The organism is Paracoccus versutus (genome assembly GCF_029909795.1).
Taxonomy (GTDB): Bacteria; Pseudomonadota; Alphaproteobacteria; order Rhodobacterales; family Rhodobacteraceae; genus Paracoccus; species Paracoccus versutus.
Genome location: NZ_CP038197.1, coordinates 597,186 through 612,408 on the forward strand (window position 1 = coordinate 597,186; position 15,223 = coordinate 612,408).

Consider the following 15,223-nt stretch of genomic DNA (forward strand, 5'->3'; position numbering starts at 1 on the left):
CCCCGAGGTTGACCATGTCCGACGCCGACCGCCAGATCGTCTGCACCGCCTGCGGCGCGACCAACCGCCTGCCGCCCGGGCGCGACGCGCGCGAGGCACGCTGCGGCAAATGCCGCGCGGCGCTGTTCTCTGCCCATCCCGCCGATGTGGACGGGGCGATGTTCCGGCGCCAGATCGACCGCAACTCGATCCCGGTGCTGGTCGATGTCTGGGCGCCCTGGTGCGGCCCCTGCCGGATGATGGCGCCCGAGTTCGCCCGCGCCGCCGGCATGCTGGAGCCCGAGATGCGGCTCGTCAAGCTGAACTCCGAGGCCGAGCCGCAGGTCGCCGCCACCCTGGGCATCCGCGGCATCCCGACGCTGCTGCTCTATCGGGGCGGGCGCGAGGTGGCGCGGCAATCGGGCGCCATGGACGCCGCCTCGATCGCCGGCTGGGCGCGGGCGCAGCTGCGCGACTGAACCGGGCGGTTGCCCGCCCTGCCCGCTCGGCTATGCTGGGGGCCGGACGGAAACGCGCGAGGGGGCAGCATGGGCCAGTTGATCGACGGCACCTGGCATGACGAATGGTATGACACCGAAAGCAGCGGCGGGCGCTTCCAGCGCAGCGTGACGGCCTATCGCAACTGGATCACCGCGGACGGCAGTCCCGGACCCAGCGGCATGGGCGGCTTTGCCGCCGAAAGCGGGCGCTATCACCTCTATGTCTCCTATGCCTGCCCCTGGGCGCATCGCACGCTGATCTTTCGCGCGCTCAAGGGGCTTGCCGCGCATATCGGCGTCTCGGCCGTCCATCCCGACATGCTGTCCGAGGGCTGGACCTTTGCCACCGATTTCCCCGGCGCGACCGGGGACCGGCTGCACGGCCTGCCCTATCTGCGCGACCTCTACCTCAGGGTGGACCCCAGGGCCTCGGGCCGGGTGACGGTGCCGGTGCTGTGGGACAAGGCGCAGGAGACCATCGTCAGCAACGAAAGCGCCGAGATCATCCGCATGTTCAATTCGGCCTTCGACGGGCTGACCGGCAATCGCGACGATTACTGTCCGCCCGGGCTGCTGGACCGGATCGACGCGCTGAACGAGCGCATCTACGACCGGGTCAACAACGGCGTCTACAAGGCCGGATTCGCCACCTCGCAGGCGGCCTATGACGAGGCTGCCGGCCCGCTGTTCGAGACGCTGGACTGGCTCGAGGGCCATCTGGCCGGCAACCGCTATCTCTGCGGCGAGCGGATCACCGAGGCCGATTGGCGGCTTTTCACCACCGCGCTGCGCTTCGACCTGGTCTATCACACGCATTTCAAATGTAACCGGCGCTGGCTGCGCGAATATCCGAACCTCTGGGGCTGGACGCGCGAGCTTTACCAATGGCCGGGCGTGGCCGAGACGGTGCATTTCGACCATATCGTGCGCCACTATCACTACAGCCACGCCACGATAAACCCGCATCGCATCATCCCGATCAACCCGCTGATCGACTGGCAGGAACCGCACGGCCGGGGCTGAGACAGGCGGCCTTGGCAGTCCCCTTTGTCCGACACGCGAAGCCGCCCCATCTGGAGGAGGCCAACGCCCGCCCATGCCGCGGCAGCCGGAGGGCGATCCTGCGAGCGGCCTTGGCCAGGCAGCAGCCGGGCAAGGTCCTACGCCCTGCCCGCGCGCGGCTGCAGCGCGCAGATTTTCCGGGAAAACCGCCTTGATTTCGGGGCTTGGCCGGCAACGCGAGAATTTTTCCCCGAGGCTGTATTTTTCCGCTTGCACCCGCCGACGCCCCCTCCTATACGACGCCTCACACGGGCGACGGAGACGCCGCCCGAGACCTCCGGTGGGGCCATAGCTCAGTTGGTAGAGCGCTTGAATGGCATTCAAGAGGTCAGGGGTTCGACTCCCCTTGGCTCCACCAATTCACTCGCACATTCTGGTTGACTATCAGCCGCTTAGGCGAGTTCCGTTGTGCGTTACTCCATGCTCGTCCCCATACCCGAAAAAAGATCCCGCTGGGTTTCGCCGGACGCTTGGCGGCCAGAGAGCCTCGAACTCGCCCCGGATTGATGCGCCAGATCAGAGGCGCATTCGGGACCATCCCGCCCGCTTCGGCGGCCAAGGCGGCAGGTAGCAGTTGAGGCCGCGAGGGTGGTCATCGCTGGCCCCGGACAGCATCTCGCTCGCATCCACGAGCAACCCGGAGCCCGCTTCCCGCGCATCCAGCGTCAGATCGTCCCGCCGCAGCCAAAGGACTATCCTGCCAGCAGCAGCGCAAGCCGTATCCTCAGCGCCTTGACCGCCTTGGCCTCACTTTGCGCGTGGCGGCGGCCGGCGGCCAAGTCTCCGGCCATGCGACGGCGCGCGAACCCAGCTTCACGGGGAGCCGGGAACCTGTCTGCGGAAATCTGCGCATGGATGGCCGAACGTGCGAGGTCCGTCGGGGCCGAAAGCCGGTCACGGGGGCAGGATACAGGCCGGCCAGCAGCTCCGTCAGGCGAAGCCTTAATGCGACCAAAGGATATGCCGCAGGGGCATGGGGTGGTGAGGATGCGGCACAGTCCGACCGATACGGGACGGAAGCGAAGGCCGAAAAGGGCGCTGGTAGGGGTGGTCGGACTCGAACCGACACTTCTTGCGAAACCTGATTTTGAGTCAGGCGCGTCTACCATTCCGCCACACCCCCGTGGCGCCCTTGTCCAGGCCGGCCTGGCCCGGCGAAACGGCATTGCCTTGCGCAAGGGGCGATGCTTCCCCCCCCCGGCGGGCATTCGGAACATGGACATCCGCCGCCCGGCGTCCGGCCGTCTCTGCGCTCCGCCTAAGGCGCAACGCAGCGTTTTGCAAGCCCCGACTTAGGCCTGGCCAAGCTTTGCCAGCCGCGCCTCGCGCAGCTGCGCGAAGTCGTCGCCGGCATGATAGGAGGAACGCGTCAGCGGCGTGGCCGAGACCATCAGGAAGCCCTTGCCATAGGCGGCTTTCTCGTAGCCCTTGAACTCCTCGGGGGTGACGAAGCGGTCCACCCGGTGATGCTTGGGCGTCGGTTGCAGATATTGCCCGATGGTGATGAAATCCACGTCCGCGGCGCGCATGTCGTCCATGACCTGCAGGACGCCCTGGCGATCCTCGCCCAGGCCGACCATGATGCCGGACTTGGTGAACATGCTGGGGTCCAGTTCCTTGACCCGCTGCAACAACCGCAGGCTGTGGAAATAGCGCGCGCCGGGCCGGACCGTCGGATAAAGGCCGGGCACGGTTTCCAGGTTGTGGTTGAACACGTCGGGCCGGGCCTCGACCACCGCCTCCAGCGCGCCGGGCTTGGACTTCAGGAAGTCGGGCGTCAGCACCTCGATGGTCGAGCCGGGCGAGCGGTGGCGGATGGCGCGGATGGTCTGGGCGAAATGCTCGGCCCCGCCGTCGTCCAGGTCGTCGCGGTCGACCGAGGTGATGACCACATGCTTCAGCCCCAGCTTCTGCACGGCATGGGCGACGCGGCCCGGCTCGAACACGTCGAGCGCATTCGGCTTGCCGGTCATCACGTTGCAGAAGGAACAGCCGCGGGTGCAGATCTCGCCCATGATCATCATGGTGGCGTGGCCCTGGCTCCAGCATTCGCCGACGTTCGGGCAACCGGCCTCTTCGCAGACCGTGGACAGGCGGTTGTTGCGCAGGATGTCGCGGGTGTCCTTGTAGCCCTGGCTGGTCGGCGCCTTCACCCGGATCCAGTCCGGCTTCTTGGGCTGGGGCTGGTCGGGGCGATGGGCTTTCTCGGGGTGGCGCAGAACCGGGGGCATGTCCGCCATATCGGCATCCTTTGCTGGGAGTCAGCCGAACTTACGGGTTTTTCGGGTCTTGATCAACGCCAATGCAGGGTGCATCTATGCCCCTCGATGCTGCGGCGCGGCATCGGCCAAGGGAGGAGCGGATGATGAAAGGACGAATGATGAAACAAGGCGATCTGCTTCCCGAAGTGACCTTCCAGACCCGCGTGCGCGACGAATCCGTGGGCGGGGACAATCCCTATCGCTGGCAGGCGATGACCACCGCGGATTACTTCAAGGGCAAGCGCGTGGTGCTGTTCTCGCTGCCCGGCGCCTTCACGCCCACCTGCTCGACCTATCAGCTGCCGGGCTTCGAGAAGGCGGCGGACGAGATGGCCGATCTGGGCATCGACGCGATCTATTGCATGTCGGTCAACGACAGCTTCGTGATGAACCAATGGGCCAAGGTGCAGAACCTGAAGAACGTCAAGGTGATCCCGGACGGCTCGGGCGCCTTCACCGAAAAGGTCGGCATGCTGGTGCGCAAGGACAACCTGGGCTTCGGCGCCCGCAGCTGGCGCTATGCCGCCATCGTCGAGGACGGCCGCGTCCAGGCCTGGTTCGAAGAGCCCGGCCGGATGGACGACTGCCCCGAGGATCCCTATGGCGCCACCGCGCCCGAGGCGGTGCTGGACTGGCTGCGCGCCAATCCGGCCAAGGCCGCGGCCTGATCCAGGGCCAGGGCCAGGGACGATGCGAAAAGGGCGCCGCCGGGCGCCCTTTTTCATGGCCGTTCCCCCTTGGCCTGCCCCGGCGTCACCCGATCAGCGGCGCGCCCGAGCCGTAGGTTTCGCGATAGTGGCGTTCCAGCCGCATCAGGCCCAGGCGCAGCACGATCTTGCCCGAGCGCGCCGACCAGCCCAGCCGCCGCTCGGTCATCTCGATGCCTTCCAGGAAGCAGCAGACCCGCAGGCACAGGTCGCCCATGCCGGGGCCAAGCTCGCGCAGCGCGGCGGCGACGCGGTTGCGCGCCCCTTCCGAGCCGCCGCCATGGCCGGCCAAGACGCGCGAGACATCGACGCCGGCCGTCAGGAAGCGGTCCCAGTTCTGCGTGACGCGCGGCCCCATCTGCGCCAGCTCGAAATCCTCGCGCAGCCGTTCGCCGGCCGCAACCAGTTCGGCGGCCAGGAAGGGCCGCCCGTCCGGCTCGCGCCGCCGCGCCAGCATCAGCAGCGGGCTTTCGGCGATATTGACGCGGGCGCGGCGGCGGCGGCCGTCCTCGGGGTCGGTGATCTCGCGCTCGTCCCATTGCCGGTGCCGGTCGGCATGGCTGAAGGCGCCAGCATCCTCGGCGCAGCCCTGCACCGGAGGCATGACCGGGGCGGCAAGGACGAAATCCTCGACCCGCGGCAGGGCGCCGCCGCGCCGGGCGGCCAGCATCGCCCGCAGCGCCTCGCGCCTTGGGCCGAGATGGCATAGCGGTTGATCCTGCCCTGCCCCAGCAGATGCACCCAGGCCCGCATCGCCATATGCTCGGCCAATTCGCGGTCCAGGATGGCGGTGCGGATGTCGTCGCGCACGACGATGGCCTTTTCCATGCCGTCGGCCACCACCATCTGCGCCCCCGGCTCGGCCAGGCGGCGCAGGATGCGGGTGATCTGCCTGCTGCCCGCCTGCCCCGGATCGGCCGGGCTTGCCCCGCTGCCCCTGCCCTTTTCTGCCGCCCGCTCGACCGCGCGATCGACCAGCGGGTCGTCGCGCCGCGCCTCGAACCGGCGGATGCGACGCAGGATGGTCGAGGCATGGCAGCCCGTCTCGCGGGCCAGCGAGCGGATCGTTTCCCCGCCCTCGACATGGCGCAGGTAAAGCTTGAGATCGCCGTCCTCGGCCTGCGGGACAAGCGCGGTTTCGGGCGGATTGCCGTCCGTGGGCTCGACGCCGGCCGGCAGGGCGGCAATCAGGGCGTCCGGCGCGAAATCTCCCGTCAAAATCGTCATGGTCATTCCTTCGCTTCCTGCAGACGAGCGGGCAGAGGCTCGCCGATGGGTTGTATCTCCGCCCCGGTCCGGCACAGCGGGACCACGGCGGGGTGCGGCAGTATTTGCTAAGAATTCCTAACGATTCCTTGCTGCGGCGCGCGCAGCACGGGCGGGCGGCGCAACACATCCCAAGGTTGCAAATAATTCCACCGGATTCGACCGGCAGAGGAAACCGCCATGACGATGATGAGCAATGTGATCGCCTTTCAGCCGCGCCTGGGCCAGTCGCCTCTGCGCCGCCCGCGCCTGCTGGTGCGCGCCGCCAGGGCCGGGCTGGCAGGCTGGAGCCGCCGGCGCGACCTGCGCCGGGTGCTGAAATGCGACGCGCCGCCGCCCGCGGGCATCGCCCTGCCGCGGCTTCTGGCCGAAGAAGAGCGGCTTGACCTGATCCGCCGCAGCGGCCAGGCCGGCTACGACATGCACCGCCACGTCATGCTGCTGATCGCGATCCTGGCCGAGACGGCCGAGGCCGCGCCCCGCGCGGTGCCGAACCGGGTCACTTGCCCCTGAACAAGGAACCCAGCACGCCGCGCACCAGTGCCTGCCCGGTCCTGGTGCCCAGTTGCCGGGCCAGGCTCTTGCCGAAGGTCACGGCGATCGAATCGCTGTTCGAGCTGCGCGCGCGCGGCTTGGGCTCGGCCGGAACCCGCAGGCCGGGGTCATAGCGGCGCGCGCGGGTATATTCGCGGTCCATCTGCCACAGGTCGTCGTCCGCGCCCTTGGCCCCTGCCCCGGCGCTGTCCGCGGCCGCCGCCTCGGCGCGCTTGGCCAGGATCTCGGCCGCCGATTCGCGGTCCAGCGCCCGGCCGTATTTCAGCGCCATGGGCGAGGCCGCGTTGATCGCCGCCCGCTCGGCATCCGAAATCGGGCCGAGCTGGGACAGCGGCGGGCGAATCAGGGTGCGCTGCACGATGCCCGGCACGCCCTTGGCCTCCAGCAGGGACGTAACCGCCTCGCCGGTGCCGACGGCCTGGATCGCCTCGGCGGTGTCGAAATCGGGGTTCGGGCGATAGTTCTGCGCCGCCAGCCGCAGCGCCTTCTGGTCCTTGGCGGTAAAGGCGCGCAGCGCGTGCTGGACCCGGTTGCCCAATTGCCCCAGCACCGCATCCGGCAGGTCGGCCGGGTTCTGGCTGATGAACCACAGGCTGACGCCCTTGGAGCGGATCAGACGCGCCACCTGCTCGATCTTGTCCACCAGCGCCGGCGGCGCGTCGTCGAACAGCAGATGCGCCTCGTCGAAGAAGAAGGCGATGCGCGGCTTGTCCGGGTCGCCCACCTCGGGCAATTGCTCGAAAAGCTCGGACATCAGCCACAGCAGGAAGGTGGCATAAAGCCGCGGCGCATTCATCAGCCGCTCGGCCGACAGGATGTTGACCATGCCCTTGCCCGAGGCATCCAGCCGCATCATGTCGGCCAGTTCCAGCGCCGGCTCGCCGAACAGCCGGGCGCCGCCCTCGTTCTCCAGCACCATCAGCGCGCGCTGGATCGCACCGACCGAGGCGGTCGAGACATTGCCGTATTTCAGCGACAGGTCCTTGGCGTTCTGGCCGACCCAGACCAGCATGGCCTGCAAGTCCTTCATGTCCAGCAGCGCCAACCCCTGCTCGTCGGCGACGCGGAAGGCGATGTTCATCACCCCCTCCTGCGCATCGGTCAGCCCCAGCAGCCGCGACAGAAGCAGGGGGCCCATCTCGGCCGGGGTGGTGCGGACCGGGTGGCCGCGTTCGCCCCAGATGTCCCAGAAGGTGACGGGGAAATCCTGGTAGTCCAGCGCCATGCCGATGGTTTCGCTGCGGGCCTGGAAGGGGCCATGCAGCTTGCCGTTCGGATCGCCGGGCCGGGCGATGCCGGCCAGGTCGCCCTTCACATCCGCCATGAACACCGGCACGCCGGCGCGGGAAAACGATTCGGCCAGGGTTTGCAGCGTCACCGTCTTGCCGGTTCCGGTCGCGCCGGCGATCAGCCCGTGGCGATTGGCATATTTCAGCAGCAGGTTTTGCGGCTGGGCGTGGCCGGGGCCGCCGCCGCCCACGAAGACGGTTCCGGCGTCCAGATCGACGATGCCTGTCATGTTTCCTCCACGGATCGGCAAAAAAGCGCAAGGCTAGGACGAAAGGACAATACAATCGCAAGGATTTTGTGCCAGTCTGTTCCTTGCCGGACCCCGCATCGGCGGATGGCCGGCTTCCTCCCTGTTGGACTGCCGCGCCTTCGGGCGCGGCATTTTTTCGCCCAGGCTGCCTGCGATGCGGTCAGATGGCGCATGCGTCGCGGCGATGTCATATTTGACCTTTAGGACAGTTGACGGCCTGTCCCGCTGCATCTAGCCTTCCGCGCAATGATGACCGGCCAGTCCGGCAGGGAAGGTAAGCCATGGGATCCGGGGCAGCGGTCTTGCGCGCCCCGGATCCTTGTGTTTGCGGCGTCCCGCATCCATGCCAACGCAAAGGTGACGCCGCGCGATGCGATCCGCCCTGACAAGGCGCGATGCCCATGTTAGGACCGGGGCCGATGCATGGACCAAAGGAAGAGAACATGGTCAACAGGACATCCGCGGCACTGGTTGCCGCCCTTGTTGCGCTGGCAGGCAGCGCCGCCGGCGTGATGGCGCAGGACGCAAGCACCCAGACCCCGGCCCAGCCGGCAGCCGAGGCCCCTGCGGCCGAAGCCCCCGCAGCCGAGGCCGCCACCGAAGCGCCCGCCGCCGAAACCCCCGCAGCCGAGGCACCCGCCGCTGAAGCCCCCGCCGCCGAAGCGCCTGCCGCCGAGGCCGCCGGCAACGGCGAGCCGCAGGTCGGCCAGCCCTATGCCAGGGCGACCCATGGCGACTGGACGCTGCGCTGCATGAAGACGCAGGACGGCAAGGATCCCTGCGAGCTTTACCAGCTGCTCAGGGACGACAAGGATTCGCCGGTGGCCGAGGCTTCGGTCATCCCGATGACCGGCGAGGTCCAGGCCGTCATCACCTTCATCGCGCCCCTGGAGACCGACCTCCAGGCCGGGGTGGGGCTGCAAGTCGATGCCGGCAAGGAATCGCGCTATCCCTTCCTGCTCTGCGCGCAGGTCGGCTGCGTGTCGCGCGTGGGCCTGGCCGAATCCGACCTGGGCCCGCTGAAGCGCGGCAAGGCCGCAACCCTGTCGCTTTTACCCTTCGGCGCGCCGCAGGAGCAAATGGTCAAGCTGCCGCTGTCGCTGACCGGCTTCACCGCCGGCATGAACGCGCTGGCCGAGGCGAACAAGGGCCTCGCCGCCGCGCCGGCCCCGGCCCCGGCGCCCGCAGCCGCCCCGGCCGCGGCGCCGCAGCAGCAGTAAGCCGCAACGAAAACGGGGCGCCGCAGGGCGCCCCGACCAAAGGACGGGCCGGGTCATCCCCGGCCCTTTTTCATGCGCTCATCCCACCGGCAGGGCGACGAAGCGCGGCTCGCCGGCGCGGCGCACCATGACCAGGATCGACTTGCGCCCGGCATCGCGCGCCTCCTTGATGCGCGCCTCCAGGTCGGCCAGCGTGGCGACCGGCTGCTGGCCGGCCTCGGTGATGACATCGCCCGCGGCCAGCCCCTTGTCGGCGGCGGCCCCGGTCGGTTCGACCGATTGCACCACCAGCCCCTGCATGTCGCGCGACACCCCCAGTTCGGCGGCGATCTCGGGCGTCAGCGGCGCCAGCGTCATGCCCATCAGGTCGCTGGCCGATTCCTCGGCGCTGTCCACCTTGCCGCCGCCGGTGCCCTCGGCCAACTCGCGCCGGCCCAGCGTCACCTTCAGCTCGACCGGCTCGCCGTCGCGCTGGACCACGACCTCGACCGCCTCGCCCACCGGCGCATCGGCCACCCGGCGCACCAGGTCGCGCGGATCCTCGACCGCGCCGCCGGCAAAGCGGGTGATCACATCGCCCGCCTTCATCCCGGCATCGGCGGCGGGGCCGGCGGGAACATCCGTGACCATGGCACCCTTGGCCTCGGCCAGGCCCAGCGATTCGGCGATGTCGTCGGTCACAGGCTGGATCTTGACGCCCAGCCAGCCGCGCCGGGTCTCGCCATACTCCTCGAGCTGCTCGACCACCTTGCTGACCACGTTCGAGGCCATCGAGAAGCCGATGCCGATCGAGCCGCCGTTGGGCGACAGGATCGCGGTGTTCACCCCGATCACCTCGCCGTCCATGTTGAACAGCGGCCCGCCCGAGTTGCCGCGGTTGATCGCCGCATCGGTCTGGATGAAATCGTCATAGGTGCCCGAAAGCGCCCGGTTGCGGGCCGAGACGATCCCGGTCGAGGCCGAGAAGCCCTGCCCCAGCGGGTTGCCGAGCGCCAGAACCCAGTCGCCCACCCGCGCCCGGTCGCTGTCGCCGAACTTGACGAAGGGCAAGGCGTCGCTGCTTTCCACCTTCAGCACGGCGATGTCGGTCTTGTCGTCCTTGCCGATCACCTTGGCGGGCAGCCGCTTGCCGGAAAAGAACTCGACCTCGATCGCGTCGGCGCCGTCGATGACATGGTTGTTGGTCACGATCAGCCCGTCGGGCGAGATCACGAAGCCCGACCCCAGCGCGTTCGAGCGCTGCTCGCGCTGCTGCGGCCCGCGCTGGAAGGGATTGCCCTCGCCCGGCGGGAAGCCCGGAAAGCCGAATTCGCGGAACAGGTCGCTGAACGGGCTGCCCTCGGGCAGTTGCGGCCCGCGCACCAGCGGCGTCGAGACGGTCGAGGTGGTGGTGATGTTGACGACGGCCGGGCTGACCTTCTCGACCAGGTCGGCAAAGCTTTCGGGCATGACCTGCTGCTGGCGGGCCTGGCTGTCGGGTGCGGTCAGCGGCTGGTTGCTGTTCGCGGCCTCCTGCGCGGCATCGGCGCCGGGCGTCGCCGGCTCTTGCGCGACGGCCGGCGTCAGGGCCATCAGCAGCGCAAGCCCCGAAGCGGTCAGGAAATGGCGGGAAGAGGGTCTGTTCATCTGGATTGTCTCCTTCCATGCCGGGGCGGCGCTACCCGGTCTCCTGGCAATATGCTCATGTTCAAAGGGATTTTCGAGCCCGTTGCAAATGAACCACGCTCGCAAAGGATGAACTGATCGTGACTTGCAGGCAATGCCGGGCGCAAGCGCCTGAGCATAAAAAAGTTCCGCGGCCAAAGGACGCGGAACAGGTTTCATCGCAGCGATGATCCTTCAGTGCAGCGCCGCCGCCTCGCCCGCGCAAAGCAGCGTGACCAGGGTCGAGGCGCCGCGCATCTCGATGCCGGCCACGTCCATCGGCCGGCGGTCCATGCCGCCGCCCAGGATCTCGACCCGGCCGGCGCCGTGAAAGGTCGCGTCCAGCAAGGGCAGGACCGCGTCGCCCCGCAACTCGGCCTCGACCCCGCCGGGGATCGGATGGATGGCGGCGGCGGCGATGCGCCTGGTGCCGACGATCAGTTCCATGTCCTGCCTTTCGTCCTGGCCAGGGTCCGGCCGCCGTTTCCGCGCCCGGACCCCGATCGCCTCAGCTGCAACCGCTGGTCGCGCCGCAGGTGTTGCACTTCATGCAGGTGCCGTTGCGCACCAGCGTGTAATTGCCGCATTCGCCGCAGGGATCGCCCTCGTAGCCCTGCATCCGCGCCTTGGTGCGCGCATCCATGGCGACGACGCCCACCGCGGCCGCGGCCCCCTCGGCCGTCGCCACCGCGGCGACCGAGACCCCGGATTGCAGCGCCACCAGATCCTGCGGCAGGCGCTTGCGCAGATAGCCGGTCGAGCTGATCTGCTTGAGCATCTCGAGCGAGCGCGAGGCGCCTTCACTGACCGGGGCGACATTGGGCTGGCTCTCGGCCTCGCCGCCGCCAAGGTCGTCGAAGCGCGCGCCCTGCGGCTTCACATGCGCCAGGTCGGTGCGGTCCAGATAGGACACGGCCAGTTCGCGGAACACATAGTCGAGGATCGAGGTCGCGTTCTTGATGCTGTCATTGCCCTGCACCATACCCGCCGGCTCGAAGCGGGTGAAGGTGAAGGCATCGACGAATTCCTCCAGCGGCACGCCGTATTGCAGGCCCACGGACACGGCGATGGCGAAATTGTTCATCATCGCCCGGAAGCCCGCGCCTTCCTTGTGCATGTCGATGAAGATCTCGCCCAGCTTGCCGTCGTCATATTCGCCGGTGCGCAGATAGACCTTGTGCCCGCCGATGATCGCCTTCTGGGTATAGCCCTTGCGGCGCTGCGGCAGCTTTTCGCGATGGCTGCGCACGGCTTCCTTGACGATGATCTTCTCGACCACCTTCTCGGCGATGACCACGGCCTTTTCCTGCAAGCTGCCGCTGGCCAGGATCTCCTCGGCCTCCTCGTCGTCCTCGACCAGCGCCGAGGCCAGCGGCTGCGACAGTTTCGAGCCGTCGCGATAAAGCGCATTCGCCTTGATGCCCAGCGACCAGCTCAGCTCATAGGCTGCGAGCGCATCGGCGATGCTTGCGCTGTTGGGCATGTTGATGGTCTTGGAGATCGCGCCCGAGATGAAGCTCTGCGCCGCCGCCATCATGCGGATATGGCTGTCCACCGACAGGTAGCGGGTGCCCTTCTTGCCGCAGGCATTGGCGCAGTCGAAGACCGGGTAATGTTCCGGCTTCAGATGCGGCGCGCCCTCCAGCGTCATGGTCCCGCAGACATGGTCGTTGGCGGCCTCGATCTGCGCCCGCGTGAAGCCCAGGTGCCGCAGCAGGTCGAAGCTTGGGTCGTTCAGCCTGTCGGCCGGGATGCCCAGCGTCTCGCGGCAGAAGGCCTCGCCCAGCGTCCACTGGTTGAAGACGAAGCGGATGTCGAAGGCCGATGCCAGCGCCGCGTCGATCTTTTCCAGCTCGCGCGGGCCGAAGCCGTGGCCGACCAGGCTGGCATGGTTGATGCCAGGGCAATTGCCCAGGCTCGCATGGCCCACGGCATAGGCGATGATCTCCTCGATCTGGGCCGAGCCGTAACCCAGCGCCTCCAGCGCCGCGGGAACCGAGCGGTTGATGATCTTGAAATAGCCGCCGCCGGCCAGCTTCTTGAACTTCACCAGCGCGAAATCCGGCTCGATGCCGGTGGTGTCGCAATCCATCACCAGCCCGATGGTGCCCGTGGGCGCGATCACCGTCGCCTGGGCGTTGCGATAGCCGTGCTCCTCGCCCAGGGTCAGCGCCTCGTCCCAGGCGCCCTGCGCCAGGGCCACCAGCCGCGGGTCGGGGCAATTCGCGGCGTCCAGCTCCACCGGGGCCACGTTTACGCCCTGATAGGCGCCGGTCCCGTAAGCCGCCGCGCGATGGTTGCGGATCACCCGCAGCATGTGCCCGGCGTTCTTGCCATAGCCGGGGAACGGCCCCAGCTCCGCCGCCATCTCGGCCGAGGTGGCATAGGAGACGCCGGTCATGATCGCGCTCAGCGCGCCGCACAGCGCCCGGCCCTGCTCGCTGTCATAGCCCAGCCCCATGTTCATCAGAAGCCCGCCGATATTGGCATAGCCCAGCCCCAGCGTGCGGAAGTCATAGCTGCGCTGCGCGATCTCGCGGCTGGGGAACTGCGCCATCATCACCGAGATTTCCAGCGTCACCGTCCACAGCCGGCAGGCATGGACATAGCCGTCGGCGTCGAACTCGCCGTCCTGCCAGAAGCTCAGCAGGTTCATCGACGCGAGGTTGCAGGCGGTATCGTCCAGGAACATGTATTCGCTGCACGGGTTCGAGGCGCGGATCGGCCCGTCCTCGGGGCAGGTGTGCCAGGCATTGATCGTGTCGTGGAACTGGATGCCCGGATCGGCGCAGGCCCAGGCGGCATGGCCGATCTGCTGCCACAGCTCGCGCGCCGAGACGGTCTTCGTCACCCGCCCGTCGGTGCGCCGCACCAGCTCCCAGGGCAGGTCGTCGCGCACGGCGCGCAGGAAGGCATCCGTCACCCGCACCGAGTTGTTCGAGTTCTGCCCCGAGACCGAGACATAGGCTTCCGAGTCCCAATCGGTATCATAGGTCGGGAACTCAATGGAATCAAAGCCCTGGCGGGCATATTGAAGAACCCGGTTGATATAGGTCTCCGGGATCATCACGCGCTTCGCCCCGCGGATCGCCGCCTTCAGCGCGGCGTTCCGGGCGGGATCGGTGGCATCTTCGGCGCTGCCGTCCCATGCGCGGATGGCGGCGAAGATGGCATTCAGCTCGCGCTCATGCATCTTCGAACCCGCCACCAGCGAGGCGACCTTCTGTTCTTCGATGACCTTCCAGTTGATGAACTGCTCGATGTCGGGGTGATCCATGTCGCAGATCACCATCTTTGCCGCGCGCCGGGTCGTTCCGCCCGACTTGATCGCGCCGGCTGCGCGGTCTCCGATCTTCAGGAAGCCCATGAGCCCCGAAGACTTCCCGCCGCCCGACAGTTTCTCGCCCTCCCCACGAAGGGACGAAAAATTGGTGCCCGTGCCCGAGCCGTATTTGAAAAGCCGCGCCTCGCGGACCCACAGGTCCATGATGCCGCCCTCGTTCACCAGGTCGTCGGCGACGGACTGGATGAAGCAGGCATGCGGCTGGGGATGTTCATAGGCGCTGTCCGACCGGACCAGCTTGCCGGTCTTGTAGTCGACATAGAAATGGCCCTGGCCGGGGCCGTCGATGCCATAGGCCCAGTGCAGGCCGGTGTTGAACCATTGCGGGCTGTTCGGCGCCCCCATCTGGCTGGCCAGCATGTAGCGCATCTCGTCGTAATAGGCGCGGGCGTCTTCTTCGTTGGAAAAATACCCGCCCTTCCAGCCCCAATAGGTCCAGGCGCCGGCCATGCGGTCGAAGACCTGCCGCGCGCTGCTCTCGCCGCCAAAGCGCGCCTCCTCGGGCAGGGCCGCCAGCGCCGCCTCGTCGGGGACCGAGCGCCACAGGAACTCGGGCACGCCCTTTTCCTTGACGCGCTTGAGCCGCGCCGGCACGCCGGCCTTGCGGAAATATTTCTGCGCGATGACGTCCGAGGCGACCTGGCTCCAGCCCTGGGGCACCTCGACCGCATCGTTGCGAAAGACGACGGTGCCGTCCGGGTTGCGGATCTCGCTGCTGGTGGTGGTAAAGGAAAGCGCGCCGTAAGCCCCGCTCTCGACCGTGGTGAAGCGCCGTTCGATCCGCATCCTGACTGTCCCCCGTCATCCGCAACAAGGCCGCATGCCGACCGCCGCCACCCGCGCCAAGGCACGGGCCCAGGCGGCCGGATCGCACGGCACCCCGAAGCATTTTTCCTGATCTTCGCCCCCGCCGCCGGACCGGATCACTTGTCGAAAAAGACACAAGATCTGGTGGCGCCGAAAGCCTGGGCCACAAATTGAACCGAGACAGCACGCATTTCAATCAAAATTTTTGCTGGACTTCGCCGCCGATCCCGACCCTTGGGACGTCATGAGATTCGCTGCAAATGCACTGTTAACAACTGCCTCGTCGCGGCCGGCGGCGAAAAGCCAAGCGATCTGGCAGGGTTCCTTGCAGCCGCTCAC

At 67.8% G+C, this 15,223-nt stretch carries 10 protein-coding genes, 2 tRNA genes and 1 pseudogene; 6 read left to right on the top strand and 7 right to left on the bottom strand.

From position 1 onward, the window contains the following. Positions 1-14: 14 nt before the first annotated feature. The 3 genes from trxC to E3U25_RS13990 all read left to right on the top strand — a co-directional run bounded on the left by trxC (position 15) and on the right by E3U25_RS13990 (position 1,899). Complete coding sequence (gene trxC, locus E3U25_RS13980) at positions 15-458, top strand: thioredoxin TrxC (RefSeq protein ID WP_116222807.1); 444 nt, start codon at positions 15-17, stop codon at positions 456-458. A 69-nt stretch (positions 459-527) separates the two neighbouring features. Continuing rightward, positions 528-1,502: a glutathione S-transferase family protein gene (locus tag E3U25_RS13985; protein WP_116222808.1), complete on the top strand. Its 975-nt coding sequence runs from the start codon at positions 528-530 to the stop codon at positions 1,500-1,502. A 321-nt stretch (positions 1,503-1,823) separates the two neighbouring features. Continuing rightward, a tRNA-Ala gene (locus tag E3U25_RS13990) sits at positions 1,824-1,899 on the top strand. Positions 1,900-2,580: 681 nt separating this feature from the next. Here E3U25_RS13990 and E3U25_RS13995 read toward each other — a convergent pair. Continuing rightward, positions 2,581-2,664: transfer RNA gene (locus tag E3U25_RS13995), tRNA-Leu, on the bottom strand. A 169-nt stretch (positions 2,665-2,833) separates the two neighbouring features. Continuing rightward, positions 2,834-3,781, bottom strand: coding sequence for a lipoyl synthase (gene lipA, locus E3U25_RS14000; RefSeq protein ID WP_036760049.1), 948 nt, complete (start codon positions 3,779-3,781; stop codon positions 2,834-2,836). Between the two features lie 140 nt (positions 3,782-3,921). Here lipA and E3U25_RS14005 point away from each other — a divergent pair, with 140 nt between their 5' ends. Then, entirely contained in the window at positions 3,922-4,470 is a 549-nt protein-coding gene (locus E3U25_RS14005; protein ID WP_116222868.1) for a peroxiredoxin, read from the top strand. An 85-nt stretch (positions 4,471-4,555) separates the two neighbouring features. Here E3U25_RS14005 and E3U25_RS14010 read toward each other — a convergent pair. Next, positions 4,556-5,742 (bottom strand): annotated as a pseudogene (locus E3U25_RS14010) (DUF6456 domain-containing protein). Positions 5,743-5,955: 213 nt separating this feature from the next. Between E3U25_RS14010 and E3U25_RS14015 the strand changes: the two are divergent. Then, on the top strand, positions 5,956-6,288 hold the full coding sequence (locus E3U25_RS14015) for a DUF6477 family protein (protein WP_116222809.1): 333 nt from the start codon (positions 5,956-5,958) through the stop codon (positions 6,286-6,288). Here the strand turns inward: E3U25_RS14015 and E3U25_RS14020 are convergent. Then, complete coding sequence (locus E3U25_RS14020) at positions 6,275-7,849, bottom strand: helicase HerA-like domain-containing protein (protein ID WP_036760046.1); 1,575 nt, start codon at positions 7,847-7,849, stop codon at positions 6,275-6,277. The two genes, E3U25_RS14015 and E3U25_RS14020, sit on opposite strands and share 14 nt — an antisense overlap. A gap of 464 nt (positions 7,850-8,313) precedes the next feature. Between E3U25_RS14020 and E3U25_RS14025 the strand changes: the two genes are divergently transcribed. Continuing rightward, positions 8,314-9,090, top strand: a complete 777-nt coding sequence (locus E3U25_RS14025) for an invasion associated locus B family protein (RefSeq protein ID WP_243700309.1) — start codon at positions 8,314-8,316, stop codon at positions 9,088-9,090. Between the two features lie 78 nt (positions 9,091-9,168). Here E3U25_RS14025 and E3U25_RS14030 read toward each other — a convergent pair whose 3' ends face one another. The 3 genes from E3U25_RS14030 to E3U25_RS14040 all read right to left on the bottom strand — a co-directional run bounded on the left by E3U25_RS14030 (position 9,169) and on the right by E3U25_RS14040 (position 14,863). Further along, a complete protein-coding gene (locus E3U25_RS14030; RefSeq protein WP_114537195.1) occupies positions 9,169-10,716 on the bottom strand; it encodes a DegQ family serine endoprotease in 1,548 nt (515 codons plus the stop codon). Positions 10,717-10,929: 213 nt separating this feature from the next. Beyond that, entirely contained in the window at positions 10,930-11,181 is a 252-nt protein-coding gene (locus tag E3U25_RS14035) for a hypothetical protein (RefSeq protein ID WP_036760042.1), read from the bottom strand. Positions 11,182-11,242: 61 nt separating this feature from the next. Continuing rightward, a complete protein-coding gene (locus E3U25_RS14040) occupies positions 11,243-14,863 on the bottom strand; it encodes a vitamin B12-dependent ribonucleotide reductase (protein ID WP_072464121.1) in 3,621 nt (1,206 codons plus the stop codon). Between the last annotated feature and the right edge of the window lie 360 nt (positions 14,864-15,223).